Annotated in this window: 19 protein-coding genes and 1 pseudogene; 18 read left to right on the forward strand and 2 right to left on the reverse strand. The window is 64.3% G+C overall.

Annotated elements, in window-relative coordinates; all coding sequences use genetic code 11:
- Positions 1–404: 404 nt before the first annotated feature.
- From Q0K09_RS07085 to Q0K09_RS07110, 6 genes are all read left to right on the forward strand, one after another.
- Positions 405–674 (forward strand): autorepressor SdpR family transcription factor, encoded by a 270-nt coding sequence (locus tag Q0K09_RS07085; RefSeq protein ID WP_294474718.1) that lies wholly within the window; start codon positions 405–407, stop codon positions 672–674.
- Positions 674–1,327 carry an SdpI family protein gene (locus Q0K09_RS07090; RefSeq protein ID WP_294474719.1) on the forward strand — a complete coding sequence of 218 codons (654 nt, stop codon included), beginning with the start codon at positions 674–676 and terminating at the stop codon, positions 1,325–1,327. Before Q0K09_RS07085 ends, Q0K09_RS07090 begins: the two co-directional genes overlap by 1 nt.
- A gap of 38 nt (positions 1,328–1,365) precedes the next feature.
- Positions 1,366–3,273, forward strand: a complete 1,908-nt coding sequence (locus tag Q0K09_RS07095; RefSeq protein ID WP_294474722.1) for a S41 family peptidase — start codon at positions 1,366–1,368, stop codon at positions 3,271–3,273.
- A 77-nt stretch (positions 3,274–3,350) separates the two neighbouring features.
- Positions 3,351–4,358 carry a copper amine oxidase N-terminal domain-containing protein gene (locus tag Q0K09_RS07100; protein WP_294474724.1) on the forward strand — a complete coding sequence of 336 codons (1,008 nt, stop codon included), beginning with the start codon at positions 3,351–3,353 and terminating at the stop codon, positions 4,356–4,358.
- A 257-nt stretch (positions 4,359–4,615) separates the two neighbouring features.
- Positions 4,616–5,188, forward strand: a complete 573-nt coding sequence (locus Q0K09_RS07105) for a DUF2284 domain-containing protein (RefSeq protein ID WP_294474726.1) — start codon at positions 4,616–4,618, stop codon at positions 5,186–5,188.
- 7 nt (positions 5,189–5,195) lie between these two features.
- The gene (locus Q0K09_RS07110; protein WP_294474728.1) at positions 5,196–5,822 is read left to right on the forward strand and encodes a CYTH domain-containing protein; all 627 of its coding nucleotides are present in this window, start codon (positions 5,196–5,198) and stop codon (positions 5,820–5,822) included.
- Between the two features lie 101 nt (positions 5,823–5,923).
- On the opposite strand, the gene Q0K09_RS07115 is transcribed toward Q0K09_RS07110, so the two are convergent.
- Both Q0K09_RS07115 and Q0K09_RS07120 read right to left on the reverse strand, forming a co-directional pair.
- A complete protein-coding gene (locus Q0K09_RS07115; protein ID WP_294474731.1) occupies positions 5,924–6,385 on the reverse strand; it encodes a GNAT family N-acetyltransferase in 462 nt (153 codons plus the stop codon).
- 12 nt (positions 6,386–6,397) lie between these two features.
- Positions 6,398–7,630, reverse strand: a complete 1,233-nt coding sequence (locus Q0K09_RS07120) for a GNAT family N-acetyltransferase (RefSeq protein ID WP_294474733.1) — start codon at positions 7,628–7,630, stop codon at positions 6,398–6,400.
- A 373-nt stretch (positions 7,631–8,003) separates the two neighbouring features.
- Here Q0K09_RS07120 and Q0K09_RS07125 point away from each other — a divergent pair, with 373 nt between their 5' ends.
- From Q0K09_RS07125 to Q0K09_RS07180, 12 genes and pseudogenes are all read left to right on the forward strand, one after another.
- On the forward strand, positions 8,004–9,137 hold the full coding sequence (locus Q0K09_RS07125) for a 1-propanol dehydrogenase PduQ (protein WP_294474734.1): 1,134 nt from the start codon (positions 8,004–8,006) through the stop codon (positions 9,135–9,137).
- A gap of 287 nt (positions 9,138–9,424) precedes the next feature.
- Positions 9,425–9,772 carry a BMC domain-containing protein gene (locus Q0K09_RS07130; RefSeq protein ID WP_365931744.1) on the forward strand — a complete coding sequence of 116 codons (348 nt, stop codon included), beginning with the start codon at positions 9,425–9,427 and terminating at the stop codon, positions 9,770–9,772.
- A gap of 3 nt (positions 9,773–9,775) precedes the next feature.
- On the forward strand, positions 9,776–10,231 hold the full coding sequence (gene eutP / locus Q0K09_RS07135) for a EutP/PduV family microcompartment system protein (protein ID WP_294474737.1): 456 nt from the start codon (positions 9,776–9,778) through the stop codon (positions 10,229–10,231).
- Positions 10,232–10,267: 36 nt separating this feature from the next.
- Positions 10,268–10,855: a response regulator gene (locus tag Q0K09_RS07140; RefSeq protein WP_294474738.1), complete on the forward strand. Its 588-nt coding sequence runs from the start codon at positions 10,268–10,270 to the stop codon at positions 10,853–10,855.
- 3 nt (positions 10,856–10,858) lie between these two features.
- Complete coding sequence (locus Q0K09_RS07145) at positions 10,859–12,286, forward strand: sensor histidine kinase (RefSeq protein WP_294474740.1); 1,428 nt, start codon at positions 10,859–10,861, stop codon at positions 12,284–12,286.
- 111 nt (positions 12,287–12,397) lie between these two features.
- Positions 12,398–13,828 (forward strand): ethanolamine ammonia-lyase reactivating factor EutA, encoded by a 1,431-nt coding sequence (gene eutA, locus Q0K09_RS07150; protein WP_294474755.1) that lies wholly within the window; start codon positions 12,398–12,400, stop codon positions 13,826–13,828.
- A 22-nt stretch (positions 13,829–13,850) separates the two neighbouring features.
- Complete coding sequence (locus Q0K09_RS07155) at positions 13,851–15,221, forward strand: ethanolamine ammonia-lyase subunit EutB (protein WP_294474741.1); 1,371 nt, start codon at positions 13,851–13,853, stop codon at positions 15,219–15,221.
- A 17-nt stretch (positions 15,222–15,238) separates the two neighbouring features.
- Entirely contained in the window at positions 15,239–16,132 is an 894-nt protein-coding gene (gene eutC, locus Q0K09_RS07160) for an ethanolamine ammonia-lyase subunit EutC (protein ID WP_294474744.1), read from the forward strand.
- A 21-nt stretch (positions 16,133–16,153) separates the two neighbouring features.
- Positions 16,154–16,804 carry an ethanolamine utilization microcompartment protein EutL gene (eutL, locus tag Q0K09_RS07165; protein ID WP_294474747.1) on the forward strand — a complete coding sequence of 217 codons (651 nt, stop codon included), beginning with the start codon at positions 16,154–16,156 and terminating at the stop codon, positions 16,802–16,804.
- Positions 16,805–16,869: 65 nt separating this feature from the next.
- Positions 16,870–17,127, forward strand: a pseudogene (locus Q0K09_RS10805) (BMC domain-containing protein); the annotation flags it as partial.
- 400 nt (positions 17,128–17,527) lie between these two features.
- Positions 17,528–19,012 (forward strand): acetaldehyde dehydrogenase (acetylating), encoded by a 1,485-nt coding sequence (locus Q0K09_RS07175; RefSeq protein ID WP_294474752.1) that lies wholly within the window; start codon positions 17,528–17,530, stop codon positions 19,010–19,012.
- Between the two features lie 26 nt (positions 19,013–19,038).
- A partial coding sequence (locus Q0K09_RS07180; RefSeq protein ID WP_294474757.1) for a BMC domain-containing protein occupies positions 19,039–19,151 on the forward strand: 113 nt, incomplete at its 3' end.

The following is a 19,151-nucleotide window of genomic DNA, read 5'->3' on the forward strand; positions in this document are numbered from 1 at the left end:
TGGCCTTCGTTCACCTTGCCGCCATTGCAATTCTGTTGATTTAGAACAAGTCTCCTGATTTTTCAAACAAGCCCTAGGGTTCAAAAATGATCAAGTTAGAAAAGAAGGGTGGAAACTGAACAGGAGCGCTCAAGCGAAAAGAGGAAATCACAACCAACAGCGTCGCTTATGAAAGGGGCGCTCTTTCCATACGGGATTTTATGGGGATGATTTCCATCATTGGGAAACGGTTTTACGCGGCTCCCTATATCGACGAAAGTAGGAATATTACGATATAGTGGTGGAATCGTCATCGTTCTATGCGTTGAGGAGATACAGGAAACCGCCGCGCCTCTTGACAGGGGCTGCGGTTTCCTGTATCATATAATTAGACAAGCATCAAAATGAAAGAGAGGCGGGTGTCCATGGCGTTTCAGAAGACCTTCAAGGCCCTGTCGGACCCCACCCGGCGGGCCATTCTGGACCTGCTGAAGGACGGGGCCAGGACGGCGGGAGACATCGCCTCCCACTTCGACATGACTGCCGCCACGGTGTCCCACCACCTGTCGGTACTCCGAGGGGCGGGACTCATTTCTGACGACAAACGGGGAAAGTATATCTATTATGAACTCAACATGTCTGTGCTGGACGAGATCGCCGGCTGGATTGCCGGCCTGAAAGGGGGAAGCGGCTGATGAAGACCATACGCCTTGTCACCTGGGTCCTGGCGGCGGCGCCGCCGGTACTGCTGGCCCTGTTCTGGGGGGGCCTGCCCGACCGGGTGCCGGTCCACTGGGGCCTGGAGGGGGAAGTGACCTATGGGGCCCGTTGGGAGCTGGCGGTCCCCGCCCTGCTGCCCCTGCTGCTGCTGGTCCTGCTGCGCCTCCTGCCCCGACTGGACCCCCGGCGGAAGAGCTATGGCCGCTTCCAGCGGGAATATGACGGCTTTGCCCTGGCCCTGACGCTCTTCCTGCTGGGCCTCAACGCCGTGACCCTGGTGGAGGCCCTCCGGCCCGGCGCCCTCTCGGTGGGCCGGGTGGTGCTGGCGGGGGTGGGGATCTTCTTTGCCTGGACCGGCAACCTGCTGCCCCGGGTCAAGTCCAACTTCTTCATGGGCTTTCGGACCCCCTGGACCCTCTCCGACCCAGACGTCTGGAACCGCACCAACCGGCTGGGGGGCATTCTGATGTTCGCCCTGGGGGTGATGCTGGTGCCCTGCGGGCTTCTGCTTCCGGAGTGGGTCTGTCTGGTGGTGCTGCTGGGGGGTGTGGCGGTGATGGTGGTGGTTCCGTCGGTCCTGTCGTACCTTTGGTACCGGCAAAAGGTGGACAGGGCCGGCGGGAAATGATACAATGAGCCCATGCTGAACATAAAGGAGAACTGCCCATGAAAAGAAAAGCCCCTGCCCGGGCGGCGGCACTGCTGCTGGCGCTGACGCTGGTTCTGGCCCCCGCCGCCCAAGCCATTTCGGTGGAGGAGGCCCGGACCCTGCTCCGGGAGAACTATATCGACGAGATTTCCCAGGAAATTCTGGACCTGCCCACCATCGACGCCATCACCGACGCCCTGGGGGACCCCTACACCTACTACATGACCGCCGAGGAGTACGCCGCCATGTACGACAGCCTCAGCGGCGCTGACGTGGTGGGCATCGGCGTGATGGTGGAGCAGCGGGCCGACGGCCTGCTGATTACCAGCGTGGCCCCCAACGCCCCCGCCGCCGGGGCCGGGCTGCGCTTCGGGGACCTCATCGTGGCGGTGGACGGCACCACCATCCAGGCCGCCGGCTCTCCCGATGCCCTCACCGCCCTGGTGGCTGGGGAGGAGGGGACCAGCGTGTCCATCACCGTTCTCCGGGACGGGGAGAAGCTGACCCGCACCATGACCCGGTCGGCGGTGAGCTTCCCCAGCGTCACCGGCGAGGTGGTGGACGGACACATCGGTTGGATCACCTATAACTCCTTCGGGGACGGCAGCAGCGACTACCTGGAGGAATATATCCTGGCCGAGGACCCGGACGCCGACCGCTGGGTTATGGACCTGCGGGGGAACGGCGGCGGCTACTCCGACGAGATCGTCTCCGCCGTGGGCCATGTGGTGGGCAGCTGCAATGTGGCCTATCTGGCAAACCGGCAGGGGGAGCTGGAGGTCTGGCAATCCGGCACCGGCACCCTGGCCGATTTCCTGTCGGAGGGAGCCGGGGGCCTGGTCCAGGAGCCCCTGGTGGTGCTGGTGGACGGCTCCACGGCCAGCGCCGCCGAGCTCTTCGCCTCCAACATCCGGGATTACCAGAAGGGGCTCCTCATCGGCGCCCGCACCTTCGGCAAGGGCATTGCCCAGAGCCTCTTTACCTTTGACGACGGCTCGGTTTTCCGAATCACCACGGAGCGGTACTACTCCCCGGCCTATGTGACCCCGGACCGCTCCGGGGTCCTGCCCCACCTGGTAGTGGATGCCAATTTGGCCGACGAGGCGGCCCTCCTCCTCTGCGGAGCGCCGGCGGAGACCCCCTCCGCAGATGTGCTGGTGCTGGAGCTGGCGGGGCAGAGCTGGTATGTCCACCAGGAGGAGGCCCTGGATGGGGCCTATGCCCCGGCCTTTGCCGAGCTCCTCGCCGCCCTGCCCCCCGGTGTTCCCATGACCCTCAACGGCCAGACGGTGACCCCGGAGGAGGCGGCCCGGGCCTGGGGGGTGGACCTGGCCTCCCGCTGGTTCGGGGACATCACCGGCTCCCCCTATGAGGCGGAGATCAACACCCTGGCCAGCCTGGGGCTGGTTTTCGGGGACGAAACCGGCGCTTTCCGGCCCCAGGAGGCCCTGACCCGGGCCGAGCTGGCCGCCTTCCTGGCCCAGGCCATGGGCCTTTGGTACTGGGAATCCCAAGGCGTCGCCCCCCTCACAGATCTGGAGGAGGCGGATTGGTACGCCGTGTCGGCCAGCGCCCTGTACTACCTGGGCCTGGTGAAGGGCGACGAGAATGGGGCCTTCCGGCCCGATGACCTGGTGGACAACCAGCAGTTTTTGACCATCCTCACCCGGCTGGCCGCCCACGCCGACCTCACGGTCCAGTGGTATCTGGAGCGGCTGGCCCCGGAGGACCTGGAGCGGGCGGCCAGCCTGGGCTTTGAGAGCTGGGCCTGTGCCTCCGCCGCCGGGGCCGACGGTCTGGGGTTCCTCACCGTCCCTCTGGAGGCGCTGGAACCCGGCGGCGCCGTCACCCGGGAGGAGGCCGCCGCCATGCTCTGCCGCTTCCTGGTCTACAGCGGAATTCTGCCCCCCACAGCATCCTTTTAAGGGGGAGATTCCGGGGGAACTTTTTTCCCCTGTCAGCCGTCCAATGAGATAGAACACCAAAGGAGGTATCCGCCGAAATGAAAGCACACGGCATTTTGCGCACCGCCCTGACCGCCGCCCTCAGCGCTGTCCTGCTCCTGCCCGCCGCCGGAGCGGCGGCGACCGGCACAGCGGCGGAGGAGGCCCCCTCCTATACGCTCACCCAGCGGGGGGAGCCCTTCCCCCTTCGGGCCTGGGGCCAGGTGGTGGAGCTGGGGGAGGCGAGCCTCACCCTGGAAAACAGCGATTCCAGCGACGCCTACCAGAAGCTGGTGGTGAATGTGGGGGAGGATACCCGGATCCTGGACGCCGTCACCGGCGAGGCCCGGAGCTTCGCCGATATCCGGCAGGGGGAGACGGTCTATGTCTGGGCGGGGCCTGAGATGACCAAGAGCCTCCCGCCCATCACCACCGCCCGGCTCCTGCTGTGCGGACTCCCCGATGGCGGGATTGCCCCCACCTATGCCGAGGTCCAGCGCGTCACCCGCACCGAGGAGGGGCTGGAGGTCTATGTCACCGGCGAGGTGGTCCTCCGCCTGAACAGCGAGACGCAGCTTCTGGCCCCTCCAGGGGGCGGGGAGGTGTCCCTGGAGGACATTGTGCCGGGGACCCGGCTGCTGTCCTGGTATAACATCACCACAATGAGCCTCCCCGCCCAGGCCGCGCCCACTCAGGTGATGGTCTTTCCCACGGCCTACAGCGGATGGGTGTCCGCCCAGGGGCTTGCCGTCTCTCTGAACGGCCAGGCCCTGGACCTCACCGGGGCCCAGGCCCCCCGGGTGGAGGAGGGCCGCCTGCTGGTTCCCGTCCGGGCGATGGCTGAGGCCCTGGGCTGCACCGTGACCTGGGAGCCCTACACCGGCCAGGTAGTTGTGAGCCGGGCGGACACGGAGTGCTACCGCTTCACCATTGGCCAGAGTCAGGCCGCTCTGGGGGATGTGACGGTGGGCCTGGTGCTCCCCACCCGGGCAGAGGAGGGCGTTACCTTCCTGGCCCTGGACGATCTCATCGTTCTCCACGGCCTGAAGCTGGAGACCGGCTTCTGAGACCGCCGGAAAGCCATCGGGATCGGCGGCCGCGAACTTTCTCTTGCTTCCAGGTGCGGAAATCGGCTATAATAATGTCTGTTGAATCAACCGCAGAGCGGTTGATTCGTGCGGCACAGCCGCGCAATTCTTCCCACATGCGCCGAAACCGGCGCTTGTGGAAAGAATTCAGCCATTGTTGCAATGCGTCCTCAGGAAGTGCAAGGCTTTCGGCTTGGTTCCGCACGCATCATGAGAAACAGGAGACCATGCTTTCTATGGAGAAGGGACGGTGCGCCATGTTTACCACGGAGGTGAAGGTAAAGGCCCTCCCGGTCCGGGAGTGGCTGGACCGGTACTGTTTCCCGGGAAAATTCCTGGACGCCTGCAAGGCCTGCCCGGACTATGGCCGGGTGTGGTCCTGCCCGCCGGGGGTCCCGGAGGCGGAGGCCCTGCTGGGGCGCTGCCGCACCGCCTACCTCATCGGGGTGAAGGTCTGCTACAGGCCGGCCGATCTGGCGCGGGCCCTCCGCTCCCAGGAGGAGGCCGAGGCCGTGCGCCAGGGGACCTACGGCGTGGCCAAAAAGGCCCTGCTGGAGGCCCTGCTGGCCCTGGAAGAGCGGTGTCCCGGCTCCATCACTGTGGCGGCAGGCCGGTGCGAGCAGTGCGCCGGCTGTACCCGGACCCAGGGCCTGCCCTGCCGGAAGCCGGAGCGGATGCGCTACTCCTTCTCCGCCTTCGGCTTCGACCTCACCGCCCTGGCCCGGGAGCAGCTGGATTTGGACCTGCTGTGGGCCGGCCGGGGCCTGCCCCCCTACAACGCGGCTCTGGCCGCCTTCCTGACGAGGTGAGGCCGCTATGCCCATCGAGCTGGAACAGAAGTATGTGGTGGCGTCGGAGCGCCCCTGGACGGTCCAGACGGAGCTCCTGGCCCTGCTGCGCCGGGCGGGGTACGCTGTGACCCTCCAAGGGGAGGGGCGGCAGCGGGACACCTATTACGACACCCCGGAGGACCGCCTCCTGCTGGGGGGCGGCTCCCTGCGCCTGCGGGAAAAGGGCCGGGACTACCTCCTCTCGGTGAAGTCCCTGATCCGGGCGGGGGAGGGGACCTTCGCCCGGCAGGAGGAGGAGCTCAAACTGGGCCGGGAGGCCGAGCCCATGCCCTTCCTCCGGAGGCTTCTGCCGGGGGTGGACCTGGACGCCCTGGCGGTGACGGCGGTGGTGTCCAACCGCCGCCGGACCTACCTGGCCGCCGGACCCGCCGGAGGCCGGTTCGAGCTGGCCTTCGACGATGTGATCTACCGTTCGCCCCGGGGGGACCGGGAGGTCCGGGAGCGCCAGGTGGAGATGGAGCGCCTGACAGGCAGTCAGGCCGAGCTGGAGCGGCTGGTCCGGGCCAGCGCCGCCCGGCTGCCCGCCCTGCGCCCGGCGGCCGAGTCCAAATACCAGCGGGCCCGGCGGCTGACCGGGACAGCGGCGCGGTGAAGACTGTAATGCAGGCGGCTGACGGCCCCGGGTACATCCAGCGCGGAAAAGAACACCGCCCCAGCCCGTGAATCAAGCGGGCCGGGGCGGTTTGCGCGGTCTTAGAGGTTTTTGACCATGATGTTCTCGTGGGCGCCCGGCAGAAAGTCGGTGATGTACCCCACCTTCTGGAAGCCCAGGGACTGGTAGAGGGCCTTGGCCCGGGGATTGAAGGAGCTGACCAGCAGACCGCACTTCCGGCAGCCCAGCGCTCTGGCCACGCCGATGTAGGTCTCCAGCAGGAGATGGCCGATCCCCCCGCCCCGGAACTGCTTTTTCACACCCAGCAGAGCAAGGTAGGGGAAAGCGCCAAAGAACCCGTCCCACTCGATGACCATACAGCCCGCGGCCTCGTCCCGCGAGGTGAGCGCCGCCCACAGATTGCCCTTTTCCATGGCGGTGGAGAGCCAGCCGTCCAGCTTGCCCTCCTCTGTGAAATAGTGGCTGTAGAGGGGGCTGTCCAGAAAGACCGCGTGGTACTCCGCCAGGCGGGAGGGGTCGCCCCGCTTGATTTGTATGTGCATAGCGGGGCCTCCTCAGAAGTAGGTGTAGTTCTTGGGCTTGACGCTCCAGCCGATGGCCTTCTGGATGTCGCCGGCGTAGCTGGGGTCGCTGAGGCTCATGCGGCCGTAGGCCAGGAACTCCTTCAGGGGGATGGCCCCCATCACCAGGGAGGAGAGGTCCGCAATGGGGGTGGAAAGGGTCGCGTCGGGGACGCCGTCCTCCACCAGCCTTACCCGGTCCCCGCTGATTTCCAGCAGGAAGGCGCCGTTGTTGTGGGGCAGGAAGGTGTCCCGAACCTGGAGGGACAGGGTGAAGGGCCGGGACACCGGGCTTTCGCAGTGGGTCTGGACGGCGAAATACTGCTTGACATCGAAGATGCGGACCATGTAGCCCATGGTCTTGCGCCCAATCTCGTGGATGCAGCCGTCGTGGGCCCGGTTCTCGCCGGTGTCGGGGTTCTGGAACATGACGTGAAGGTACTCGTCGGCGGTGAAAATCCGCACCCGCTCGATCTGGTCCACCTGCGAGGCGAAGAAGGTCATAAACTGCTTGAGGGTCTCCACGTCCTCGTAGATCATCTCCCGGACCATCAGGTCGTGATACTTGTCGGTGTAGTGGTCCACCTCCACAAACTCGAAAGTGAGGTAGCCGGTGACCCGGCCCGCCCTCCGGCAGACCACCACATAGGGCATATCGAAGATGCGGTGAGGGTCCATATAGTGGTGAATGACAGCGCCGTTGGTCCGCTCCGCCCAGGCCCGGTAAAACCGGAGGATGTCCTCCTTGTCGTCGGGCCCGGCATAGGAGAGGCCGGACTTGTCCCCGAAGGAACGGATCATGCTGGGCTTTGGCTGATAGAGGATGCTCTCATTGCAGTACCCGTAGCCCATCTTCCGGTAGAAGGAGGGCATAAACGGGTGCAGACAGCCGATGGCTGTACCGAGCTTCTGGTAGTAGCCCATGAGGACGCGCAGCAAGGTCATGGCCGTGTGCTCCTTCTTCCGCAGGAAGTTGGTGGAGACATAGGCCGCCGCGCCCATGGGCATCATCACGCCTCTGACGTTGAGGGTGAAATCCATCATCAGGACGGAGCCCGCCAGGGTCCCGTCATCGTCAAAACAGCCGAGGTAGCGTCCCTCGTCCGGCTGGTACAGCTCGCTTTCCATATTCTGAATGAGGGACGGCGGCGTCTTGGAGGGGAACGCGGCCACCACGTTCCGGGCCAGCTGGTCCCGTTCAGAGGGAAGAACGAACCTGATTTCCATGGATACACTCCTTTTGCATGTTGCGGCGAATCTGCCCTGCGGGGCATGGGTGAACAGACAGGGGCCGGCTGGACAGCCCCCGCGCACCTGCTTTGACAGCTTCTATTATCGCAGTCTTTGCCCTGCTTGTCAAACCGTTTTTTTATAAAACAGCGGAAGATCATGGAGGAGCCAGAAAAAAACTTGACAAATGGCACAAAACAGCGTAACATGTACCATACTAAGACCTGTGCGCGGGGCAGCGTGTGGGCGACTGGCAGGGCCGGACGCGAAGCAGCGTCCTGAACGCGGCAGCACGTTCAGGACGCTTTTTTTCTCCCACGGAGATGGACAGGCGCACCCCTGCCGCCTGACAGAAAGGAGCCAGAGCAGCATGAACTCCTTCAACGTACACACCAAGATCCTGATGGGCGGCGGGCTGGAGACCCTGGCGCCCAAGCTCAAGCGGGCTTTCATTGTCACCGACAGCTTTATGGCCTCCAGCGGCAAGGTGGGCTATGTCACCGCCAAGCTGGAGGCGGCGGGAGTGGAGTACCGTATCTTCGACCAGGTCCGGGCCGACCCGGACGTGGGGACGGTATCCAGGGGCGTGGAGGTCATCGGGGACTTCAAGCCAGACGCCGTCATCGCCTTCGGCGGCGGCTCCCCCATCGACGCGGCCAAGGCCATCGTCTTCTTCGCCGGCAAGACCTGCGATATGCGGGGGTGTCAGTTCATCGCCATACCCACCACCAGCGGCACCGGCTCCGAGGTCACCTCCTTCGCGGTTATCACCGACCCGGAGAAGGAGGTCAAGTACCCCCTGGTGGAGGAGAGCCTGCTGCCCGACCTGGCCATTCTGGACGCCGAGCTCACCGTCAGCGTCCCCCCCTCGGTCACCGCCGACACCGGCATCGACGTCTTCACCCACGCCGTGGAGGCTTTGGTGTCCACCGAGGCCAGCGACTTCTCCGACGCCGCGGCGGAAAAGGCCATCAAGCTGGTGCGCAGGCACCTGCTCGCCGCCTACCGCCGCCCCGAGGACATGGAGGCCCGGCAGGGGATGCACAACGCTTCCTGCCTGGCGGGCATGGCTTTCTCCAACTCCGGCCTGGGGCTGAACCACGGCATGGCCCACGCCCTGGGCGCCCGGTTCCACATCCCCCACGGCCGGGCCAACGGCATCCTCCTGCCCTATGTCATGAGCTTCAACGCCGGCTGCCATGAGAGCCTTACCCCCGTGGCAAAGCGGTACGCCAAGATCGCCCGCCTCCTGGGCCTGGAGAGCTCCAGCGTCCGGCAGAGCGCCCTGAACCTCATCCGCACCGCCCGCAGGTATGTGGAGCAGCTGAGCATCCCCTCCACCATCCAGAAGGCCGGCGTGAGCAAGGAGGAATTTGAGGCCGAGCTGGAGGGCATGGCGGAGGCCGCCCTGGCCGACCGCTGCACCGCCGCCAACCCCCGGCCCTGCACCAAGGAGGAGATTCTCCAGGTCTTCCAGAAGGCCTATACCGGCAAGATTCCCTGAGCCGCCTCCCCTTCCGGCCAGCCCGCTTTTCCCGTGAAACACTGGAAACCCCAAGAAAAACATTGACAAGACAGGGCTTGACTGATAAGATATACAAAAAAGCACCGGAACAGTCCCCTGTGCTTTGTATATCATTTACCCGGCCGCGCCGTCAGCGGCTGGGGCGGATACAGGCGGGGCGGGAAGGATGTCGAGCGCTGGAGCTCCTGGGGATTGAAACTGGAAAGGGTCGATCCTAAGGAGCTCTTTGTCCATTTTACCCTGGAAAGGATGGTGCGCTGGATTTGATCGAATTGGATGAAAAGAAACGAATTATACAGGAGTTTGTCCCCGGCAAGCAGGTGACCCTCTGCCATGTGATCGCCAGCCCGGACAGCGCTCTCTATTTCAAACTGGGCCTCATCGACGCCAAGGGCGCCATCGGCATCATGACCATCACCCCCAGCGAGGGAGCCATGATCGCCGCCGATGTGGCCACCAAGTCCGGCGCGGTGGAGATCGGCTTTGTGGATCGCTTCAACGGCTCCCTGGTCGTCACCGGCGACGTGGCCGCCGTGGAGGCGGCCCTGCGGGGCGTGATGCAGGTGCTGTGCGACATGATGGGCTTCAGCCCCGCCCCCATGACCAAGACCTGAGCTATGGGACAAAACGAAAAGAGAAGGAAGCGGGTCATGCTGGTGGGCCGCTCGGCGGCGGGGAAGACCACCCTCTGCCAGCGCATCAGCCACCAGGACCTGGTTTACCATAAGACCCAGACGGTGCAGGTAGTCAACCAGACCATGATCGACACCCCGGGGGAGTACCTCCAGCGGATGTATTTCCGGGGAGCCCTGATGGTCACCTCGGTGGAGGCCGACGTCATCCTTTTTGTACAGGACGCCACGGAGGAGACCACCTGGTTCCCGCCGTCTTACAATACACAGTTCAACAAGCCCGCGCTGGGAATCGTCACCAAGGCGGACATTGCCTCTTCGGAACAGATAGAGAACGCCAAAAAGTTCCTGACCGCCGCAGGGGCGTCCCGGATTTTCGTGACCAGCAGCGTCAGCGGCGAGGGAGTCGATGAGCTTTTGGAGTTCCTCGGCTACCTGTGACAGCCGGACGCCGGCGGAGCGGGGAGGGAGCGAGAGATGAGCAGCGAAGGAATCCGTGTGGTGATCGCCGATGACGAGCCCATCACCCGGATGGATCTGAAGGAGCTCCTGACCGGGGAGGGCTATCAGGTGGTGGGCGAGGCCGCCGACGGCTTCGACGCCGTGGAGGCCTGCAAGCAGACCCGGCCCGATCTGGTGCTCATGGACGTCAAAATGCCCCTGCTGGACGGCCTCTCCGCCGCCAGGATCGTCTACGAGGAGGGCCTGGCCGACACGGTGATGATGCTCACAGCCTACAGCGAGCGGGCCTTCGTGGAGCAGGCCAAGGACGTGGGGGCGGCCGGCTACTTGGTCAAGCCCATCGACGAAAAGTCCCTGATCCCCAGCATCGAGCTGGCGGTGGCCCGGAGCCGGGACATGAAGAAGCTCCGCAAGGATATGCAGAAGGTGTCCGAGCGGCTGGAAAACCGAAGCGTCATTGAAAAGGCCAAGGGCCAGATCATGGACCGGGAGGGCATGAGCGAGCAGGACGCCTACGACTATATCCGCAAGCTCAGCCAGACCAAAAACCTCTCCATGCGCCGGGTGGCGGAGATCATCCTGATGAAGTCCGGGGGACAGTGAAGCATGGACGCCATTGAGGAGCTCTGCAAAAAGTACACAGACCTGACGGACGAGGAGATCGCCACCATCCGGGGGATGAGCGCCGTGCTCCAGCCCCTGGCCAATCTGGAGGACGCCGACATCTTCATCGACTGCCCCTCCTGGGACGGGGACGCCATTGTGGTGGCGGAGGCCAAGCCTTCCTATGTGCCGTCTTCCTATAAAAAGACCGTGGTGGGCCTGCTGGCCCGGAAGGAGAACGAGCCCGCCGTGGCCCGGACCTTCCGGCTGGGGGTGGCCACCAAGCAGATGAAGGCCGTCACCCAGGAAAACGGCAGCACCATCCAGTCGGTGGAGCCCATCCGAAACACCGCCGGCGACCGGGTCATCGGCGTGCTCATTCGGGAGCAGCGGGTGGACGTCCAGCGGAAGATCAGTGAACGCCTCCACTTTTCCGAGCAGAGCCACGAACGTATCGCCAACGCCCTGGCCCACATGGTGGGCAGCAACCACTGGCTGACGGAGTGCATCGACGAGGCCCTGCTGATGGTGGACAAGAGCGGTATGGTCGCCTTTCGCAACAGCCTGGCCCGGGATCTCTACCGCAAGCTGGGGTACATCGACGATCCCCTGGGCCAGCCCTATGAGAACGTGCGCCTGGCGGACTCCTGGCAGGGGGCGGACCAGTCCGGCTTTTCGGCGGTGGAGACCGCAGTGGGCCGCCACAGCCTCTCCATCAAGCGCATCCAGCTCGACAGCGAGGATATGGCCTTCGCCGTGGTCATCCAGGACCTGACCTGGATGAAGGAGCAGGAGAAGGCCCTGATCCTCAAGTCGGTGGCCATCAAGGAGATGCACCATCGGGTGAAGAACAACCTCCAGACCATCGCCAGCCTCCTGCGGCTCCAGGTCCGGCGGGCGGACAACGAGGAGACCCGGAAGGTCCTGGGGGAGAGCATGAACCGCATCCTCTCTATCGCCACCACCCATGAGCTGCTGGCTCAGGGCGGCGTGGACCAGGTGAAGATCGGGGAGGTCATCCTCAACATCAAGAACAACACCGTCCGGTATTTTGCCCGGCCCCACTTCGATGTGAACATCACCCTGGAGGGAGACGACTTTGAGGTGGATTCCGATATCGCCACCTCGGTGGCCCTCATCATCAACGAGCTGCTCCAGAACTCGCTGCAATATGCCTTCCAGGACCGGGAAAAGGGCCTGGTGCGGATCGTGGTGACCCGCGGGGAGCTGTATTCCCGCATTGAGGTCATCGACGACGGCAGCGGGTACGATGTGGAGCATGTCCGCACCGACCGCCTGGGTCTGTCCATCGTGCAGACTATGGTGAAGGATAAGCTCCGGGGGACGCTGGGTGTGGAGTCGGGTCCCGGGGGCACCCATGTGACCTTTGAGTTCAAAAATCAAATCATGGACGCGGCCAGTGTGACGTAATATTGGCTGGGAGTCGGAGCGGCGCAGCCCGAACGCGCGGGGAGAAAAGACCTGCGTGTTTGGGCTGTGCCCGGTTCCCGGCACAAATGGAAGAGAAAGCGGGTGAACGCCTTGCATGAAGTGATCCTCAGCGTGGGCATCGACATCGGCACCTCCACAACACAGCTCATTTTCAGCAGGCTGACCATCGAAAACCGGGCCAGCAGCTACACGGTCCCCCGAATCCAGATTGTGGATAAGGAGGTCATCTACCGCAGCCTGATCTACTTCACGCCTCTCAAGTCCAACACCGAGATCGACGCCGACACAGTAAAGCGGATTGTCCGGGACGAGTACCACTCCGCCGGCATCAGGCCGGAGGAGGTCCAGACCGGCGCTGTCATCATCACCGGCGAGACCGCCCGGAAGCAGAACGCCAACGACGTGCTGGAGGCCCTCTCCGACCTGGCGGGGGACTTCGTGGTGGCCACGGCGGGGCCGGATCTGGAGTCAGTCCTCTCCGCCCGGGGGGCGGGGTCCGACAAGCTCTCCGAGGAGCACCGCACCACTGTGGCCAATCTGGACGTGGGGGGCGGCACCACCAACATCGCCGTCTACCAGAAGGGGACCCTGAGGGGGGTGTGCTGCCTGGACATCGGGGGCCGCCTCATCAAGGCTGCGGAGGGCAGGCTGACCTACCTCTACCCCAAGATTCAGGACCTGGCGAAGAAGCACGGCATCGACCTGAAGGTGGGGGACCCGGCGGATGTAGAGAAGCTCCGCAGGGTCTGCGCCCTGATGGCGGACCAGCTGGCCCAGTCCCTCCACCTCAAACCCATGGACGAGGCCCACGCCGGGCTCTATACCAACGGCGGCAAACCCCTCCCCGCCGAGCCGGAGATCCAGGCCATCACCTTCTCCGGCGGCGTTGCAGACTGTGTCTACCAGAAGATGGAGGGCGACTTATTCCGTTACGGCGACATTGGGGTGCTGCTGGGCCAGGCGATCCGGGAGAACCCGGACCTCCGGTCCGTGCAGCTCTTCCAGGCCGCCGAGACCATACGGGCCACGGTGGTGGGCGCCGGGGAGCACACCACCGAGGTGAGCGGGAGCACCATTCACTATGCCGAGGGCAAGCTCCCCATCAAAAACATCCCCATTCTCAAGGTGTCCGAGGAGGACGAGGCGTCGCTGGAGACGTTTCGCGCCTCCATCACTCGCCAGATGCCGCTGTACCAGCCGGAGGGCCAGCTCGAACAGATTGCCATTGCCTTCAGCGGGGAAACGCGCACCAGCTTTGCGGAGGTCCAAAAGCTGGCAGCGGCCATCATCGACGCAGCAAAGGAGGTGGTTGCGAGCAAATATCCCTTGATCCTGGTGGTGGAAGCCGATATCGGAAAGGTGCTGGGGAACGCCCTGAACGTCCTGCTGGACTACAAAAAGGACGTAATCTGCATCGACGGCATCAAAACCCTCAGCGGGGACTATGTGGATATCGGCGAACCCGTCGCGGAAGGGCATGTGGTGCCCGTAGTGATCAAGACCCTGATCTTCAATTCTTAAAAAGTACGAGAGGTGAAGTAGCGTGATTCTGAAGACGAAGCTGTTTGGCCATGTGTACGAGTTCAAGAGCGTGTGCGAAGTCATGGCCAAGGCCAATGAAGAGAAGTCCGGCGACAAGCTGGCAGGCATCGCCGCCGAGACCGCCGAGGAGAGAGTCGCCGCCAAGGCCGTGCTCTCCCATCTGACCCTTAACGACCTGCGGAACAACCCCGCTGTCCCCTATGAGGAGGACGAGGTCACACGGATCATTCAGGATGACATCAACGAGACCATCTTTAACGAGTTCAAGAACATGACCGTCTCTGAGTTCCGGGAGTGGCTCCTGGACGAGAGCACCACCCCCGACATGATCCGCCACGCCTCCCGGGGCCTGACCTCCGAGTGCGTCGCCGGCGTGTGCAAGCTCATGAGCAACCTGGACCTCATCTACGCGGCCAAGAAGATCCGCGTGGAGGCCCACTGCAACACCACCATCGGCAAGCCCGGCACCTTCTCCTCCCGCCTCCAGCCCAACCACACCACCGACGACCCCAAGGGCATCATCGCCTCCGTCATGGAGGGTCTGTCCCTGGGCTGCGGCGACGCCGTCATCGGCATCAACCCCGTGGACGACTCCGTGGAGTCCGTGGCCCGGCTGCTGAAGATGCTCAACGAGTTCAAGAACAAGTGGGAGGTCCCCACCCAGTGCTCCGTGCTGGCCCACATCACCACTCAGGTGGAGGCCGCTGAGAAGTTCGGCGCTCCGCTGGACATGGTCTTCCAGTCCATCGCCGGCAGCCAGAAGGGCAACGAGGCCTTCGGCGTCACCGTGCAGATGATCCAGGACGGCCGGGACATGGTCCTCTCCAAGGGCACCTCCACCGGCCCCAACGTCAACTACTTCGAGACCGGCCAGGGCTCTGAGCTCTCCTCCGACGCCCACAACGGCTGGGATCAGGTGACCATGGAGGCCCGCTGCTACGGCCTGGCCCGCCACTTCCAGCCCTTCCTGGTGAACACCGTGGTGGGCTTCATCGGCCCCGAGTACCTGTATGATTCCAAGCAGGTCACCCGCGCCGGCCTGGAGGACCACTTCATGGGCAAGCTCACCGGCATCTCCATGGGCTGCGACGCCTGTTACACCAACCACATGAAGGCCGACCAGAACGACATCGAGAACCTGGCCACCCTCCTGGTGGCCGCCGGGTGCAACTACATCATGGGCGTGCCCCAGGGCGACGACTGTATGTTGATGTATCAGTGCACCGGCTTCCATGAGGCCGCCGCCCTCCGGGAGATCTTCGGCCTGCGTCCCATTCATGAGTTCGACATGTGGATGGAGAAGATGGGCTTCTCTGAAAACGGCAAGCTGACCGCCAAGGCGGGCGACGCTTCCGTGTTCCTGGCGAAATAAGGGAGGAGGCGCGAGTTATGAATGAGAAAGATCTGAGAACGATCATCGAGCAGGTTCTGACCGAGATGAACGCCGGCGCTGCCGGATCCGCTGCTGCGGCTCCCGCCGCGTGCGCCAAGGCCGCCGGCCAGGCCTCCAACGTGGAGGACGGCTGCATTCCTGACATCACCGAGGTGGACATCCGTACCCAGTACCTGGTGGAGAACCCCGAGCACGGCGAGGAGTACGCCGAGCTGAAGTATAACGCCCCCTGCCGTCTGGGCATCGGCAAGGCCGGCGCCCGCTATAAGACCCTGCCCCAGCTGGAGTTCCGGGCCGCCCACTCCGCCGCCCAGGACGCCGTGTTCAACGACGTGGACGAGGAGTTCGTCAAGTCCCAGGGCCTGTTCATTGTACAGACCCAGTGCGACAGCAAGGATACTTACCTGACCCGCCCCGACCTGGGCCGCAAGCTCAGCCCCGAGGGCGTGGCCGCCATCAAGGAGAAGTGCAAGAAGAACCCCACCGTCCAGATCTATGTGGCCGACGGCCTCTCCTCCGCCTCCGTGGCCGCCAACATCCCCGACCTGCTGCCCGCCATTCTCCAGGGCCTGCAGAACTACAAGATCGACGTGGGCACCCCCTTCTTCGTGAAGTACGGCCGCGTGGGCGTCATGGATGAGATCTCCGAGCTCACCGGCGCTGAGGTCACCTGCACCCTTATCGGCGAGCGCCCCGGCCTCATCACCGCCGAGTCCATGTCCGCCTACATCGCCTACAAGGCCACCGTGGGTATGCCCGAGGCCCGCCGGACCGTGGTGTCCAACATCCACCGCAGCGGCACCATCCCCGCTGAGGCCGGCGCCCACATCGCCGATATCATCAAGATCATGCTGGAGAAGAAGGCCAGCGGCACGGATCTGAAACTGTAAGGAGTAGGGAGGAAATCTACCATGAAAAGAGATCCCGTAAGAGCAACCGTATTGGCCACCAAGATCATCCCCAACGTGGCGCCAGATATGGCCAAGGAGTTTGGCCTCCAGCCCGGGGAGAAGTCCCTGGCCCTCATCACCGCCGACAGCGATGATGTGACCTACACCGCCCTGGACGAGGCCACCAAGAAGGCCGACTGCCGGGTGGCCTACGCCAAGAGCTTCTACGGCGGCGCCGCCAACGCCAATACCAAGCTGGCCGGTGAAATCATCGGCATCCTGGCCGCGCCCAACCCCGCCGAGGCCAAGGCCGGCCTGGCCGCCTGCGTGGACATGATCGAGAACGTGTGCCACTTTGTCTCCGCCAACGAGGACGATACCATCATCTACTACGCCCACTGCATCTCCCGGACGGGCTCCTACCTGTCCGCGGCCTGCGGCATTCAGGAGGGCGAGGCCATCGCCTACCTGATCGCCCCGCCTCTGGAGGCCATGTACGGCGTCGATGCCGCCCTGAAGGCGGCCGATGTACGGCTGTGCGTGCTGTACGCCCCCCCCAGTGAGACCAACTTCGGCGGCGGTCTGCTCACCGGCAGCCAGTCCGCCTGTAAGTCCGCCTGCGACGCCTTCGCCGCCGCAGTGGAGTTCGTGGCCGACAACCCCATCGACTAAGCCCCATCGCCTGATTCGTGCAAATGAAAGGGCCGCGGAAAGCGGCCTGAAGACGGAGGTACCGAATGAAGGCTTTGGGTATGATCGAAACCCGTGGCTTGGTGGCTTCGATTGAGGCGGCCGACGCCATGGTTAAGGCGGCGAATGTCACCCTGACGTGCAAAGAGCACGTGGGCGGCGGCCTGGTGACCGTTATGGTCCGCGGCGACGTCGGCGCTGTGAAGGCGGCGGTGGACGCCGGAGCGGCTGCGGCGGAGCGGGTGGGCGAGCTGGTCTCGGTCCACGTCATTCCCAGGCCCCACGAGGAGCTGGAAGGCATTTTGTCAACGCCCGCGCCGGTCACGCCCACGCCCAAGCCCCCCCAGGGGCCGAAGCCCGGGGAGGAGCCGCCCAAAGCGGTCCCGGAGGCCGCGCCCCAGCGAGCCGCAGCCCAGGCGGACCCTCCTCCTGATCCGGAGCCCGAGGCCCCGGATCAGGAGGGCGAGGAGGAGACCGCCCTCCGGCTGGAGGACTTGACGGACGAGGTTCTGGAGACCATGCCGGTGGTAAAGCTGCGCTCCGCCGCCAGGAGCGTGGAGCTCACCAGCATGACCCGCAAGGAGATCCGCTTCGCCAAGAAGGAGGAGCTTGTGGCGGCCATTCGAGCATTTCGGGACGCGAACTAGCCGCTGACCCCTGAACAGAGCGACCAAGAAGCAACCCCTGAAGAGGAGAGTTGATCAAATGCAGCTTTACGATAAAGACCTGCTATCCATGCAGGAAGTCCGTGAGCTGGTGGAGACGGCGAAGGAGGCCCAAAAGGAACTGGCCAATATGACCCAGTCCCAGGTGGACCACATCGTCCGGGCCATTGCCGACGCCGGTGTGCGCAACGCCCGCCGTCTGGCGGAGATGGCCCATGAGGACACCGGCTTCGGCAAGGTAGAGGACAAGATCATCAAGAACATCTTCGGCAGCCGCGGCGTCTACGAGTACATCAAGGACATGAAGACCGTGGGCGAGCTGGAGCGGGACGAGGTGAAGAAGGTCCGCACCATCGCGGTGCCCGTGGGCGTCATCGCCGGCCTGATCCCCTCCACCAACCCCACCTCTACCACCCTCTACAAGGCGGAGATCGCCATCAAGGCGGGCAACGCCATTGTGTTCTCCCCCCATCCCACCGCCCTGCGGTGCATCCTGGAGACCGTGAAGGTCATCCGGCAGGCCATCGCCGAGGCGGGGGGCAATGAGAATCTGGTCTCCTGCATCACCAACCCCACCATGGAGGCCACCGATACCCTCATGAAGCACCGGGACGTGGCCCTGATTCTGGCCACCGGCGGCTCCGCTATGGTCCGTGCGGCCTACTCCTCCGGCACCCCCGCCATCGGCGTGGGCCCGGGCAATGGTCCCGCCTATCTGGAGCGCACCTGTGACCTGCCCCTGGCGGTCAAGCGCATCCTGGACTCCGAGACCTTTGACAACGGCACCATCTGCGCCTCCGAGCAGTCCATCATCTGCGACGAGGACATGGTCCCCGCCGTCAAGGCCGAGATGGAGAAGCAGGGCGCCTACTTCCTGGACGACGAGGAGCGGGAGAAGCTGGGCAAGTTCATTCTCCGGGCCAACGGCACCATGAACCCCGAGATCGTGGGCCGCAGCGTGGAGACCATCGCCAGGCTGGCCGGGCTGGACAAGGTCCCCGCTGCCGCCCGGGTTCTGGTGGCCCGGGAGGACGGCGTGGGCCGGGGGCACCCCTACTCCAACGAGAAGCTGGGCCCCATCCTGGGCTTCTACACCGGCGCCGACTACAAGGACGTCTGCGAGAAGGTCTGTACCATTCTCCGCTATGAGGGGGCCGGCCATACCTTCTCCATACACACCAAGGACGATGACATGGTGGACTATTTCGCCAAGCGGGTGCCCGCCTCCCGGATCATGGTGAACACCCCCTCCGCCCTGGGCGGCATCGGCGCCACCACCGGGCTTATGCCCGCCCTGACCTTGGGCTGCGGCGCTGTGGGCGGCTCCGCCACCAGCGAGAACGTGGGCCCCATGCAGCTCCTGAACACCCGGAAGGTGGCCTATGGCCTCAAGGAGCTGGACGACATCCGGGCCGACCTGCCCGACTGCTCCGACGGCATCTGCCGCATCCCCGGCAGCGCCGTCAGCGAGGCCGACGTGGAGGAGATCGTCCGCAAGATTATGGCCCGCCTGAAGGACCTGTAAGCGTAGATTTTTAGGAGGTAGACTTTATGGCTACGATGCAAGCACTTGGCATGATCGAGACGAAGGGTCTCGTGGCCTCCATCGAGGCGGCCGACGCCATGGTCAAGGCCGCCAACGTGACCCTCATCGGCAAGGTCCA

Source organism: uncultured Intestinimonas sp. (genome assembly GCF_944387725.1).
Taxonomy (GTDB): Bacteria; Bacillota; Clostridia; order Oscillospirales; family Oscillospiraceae; genus Intestinimonas.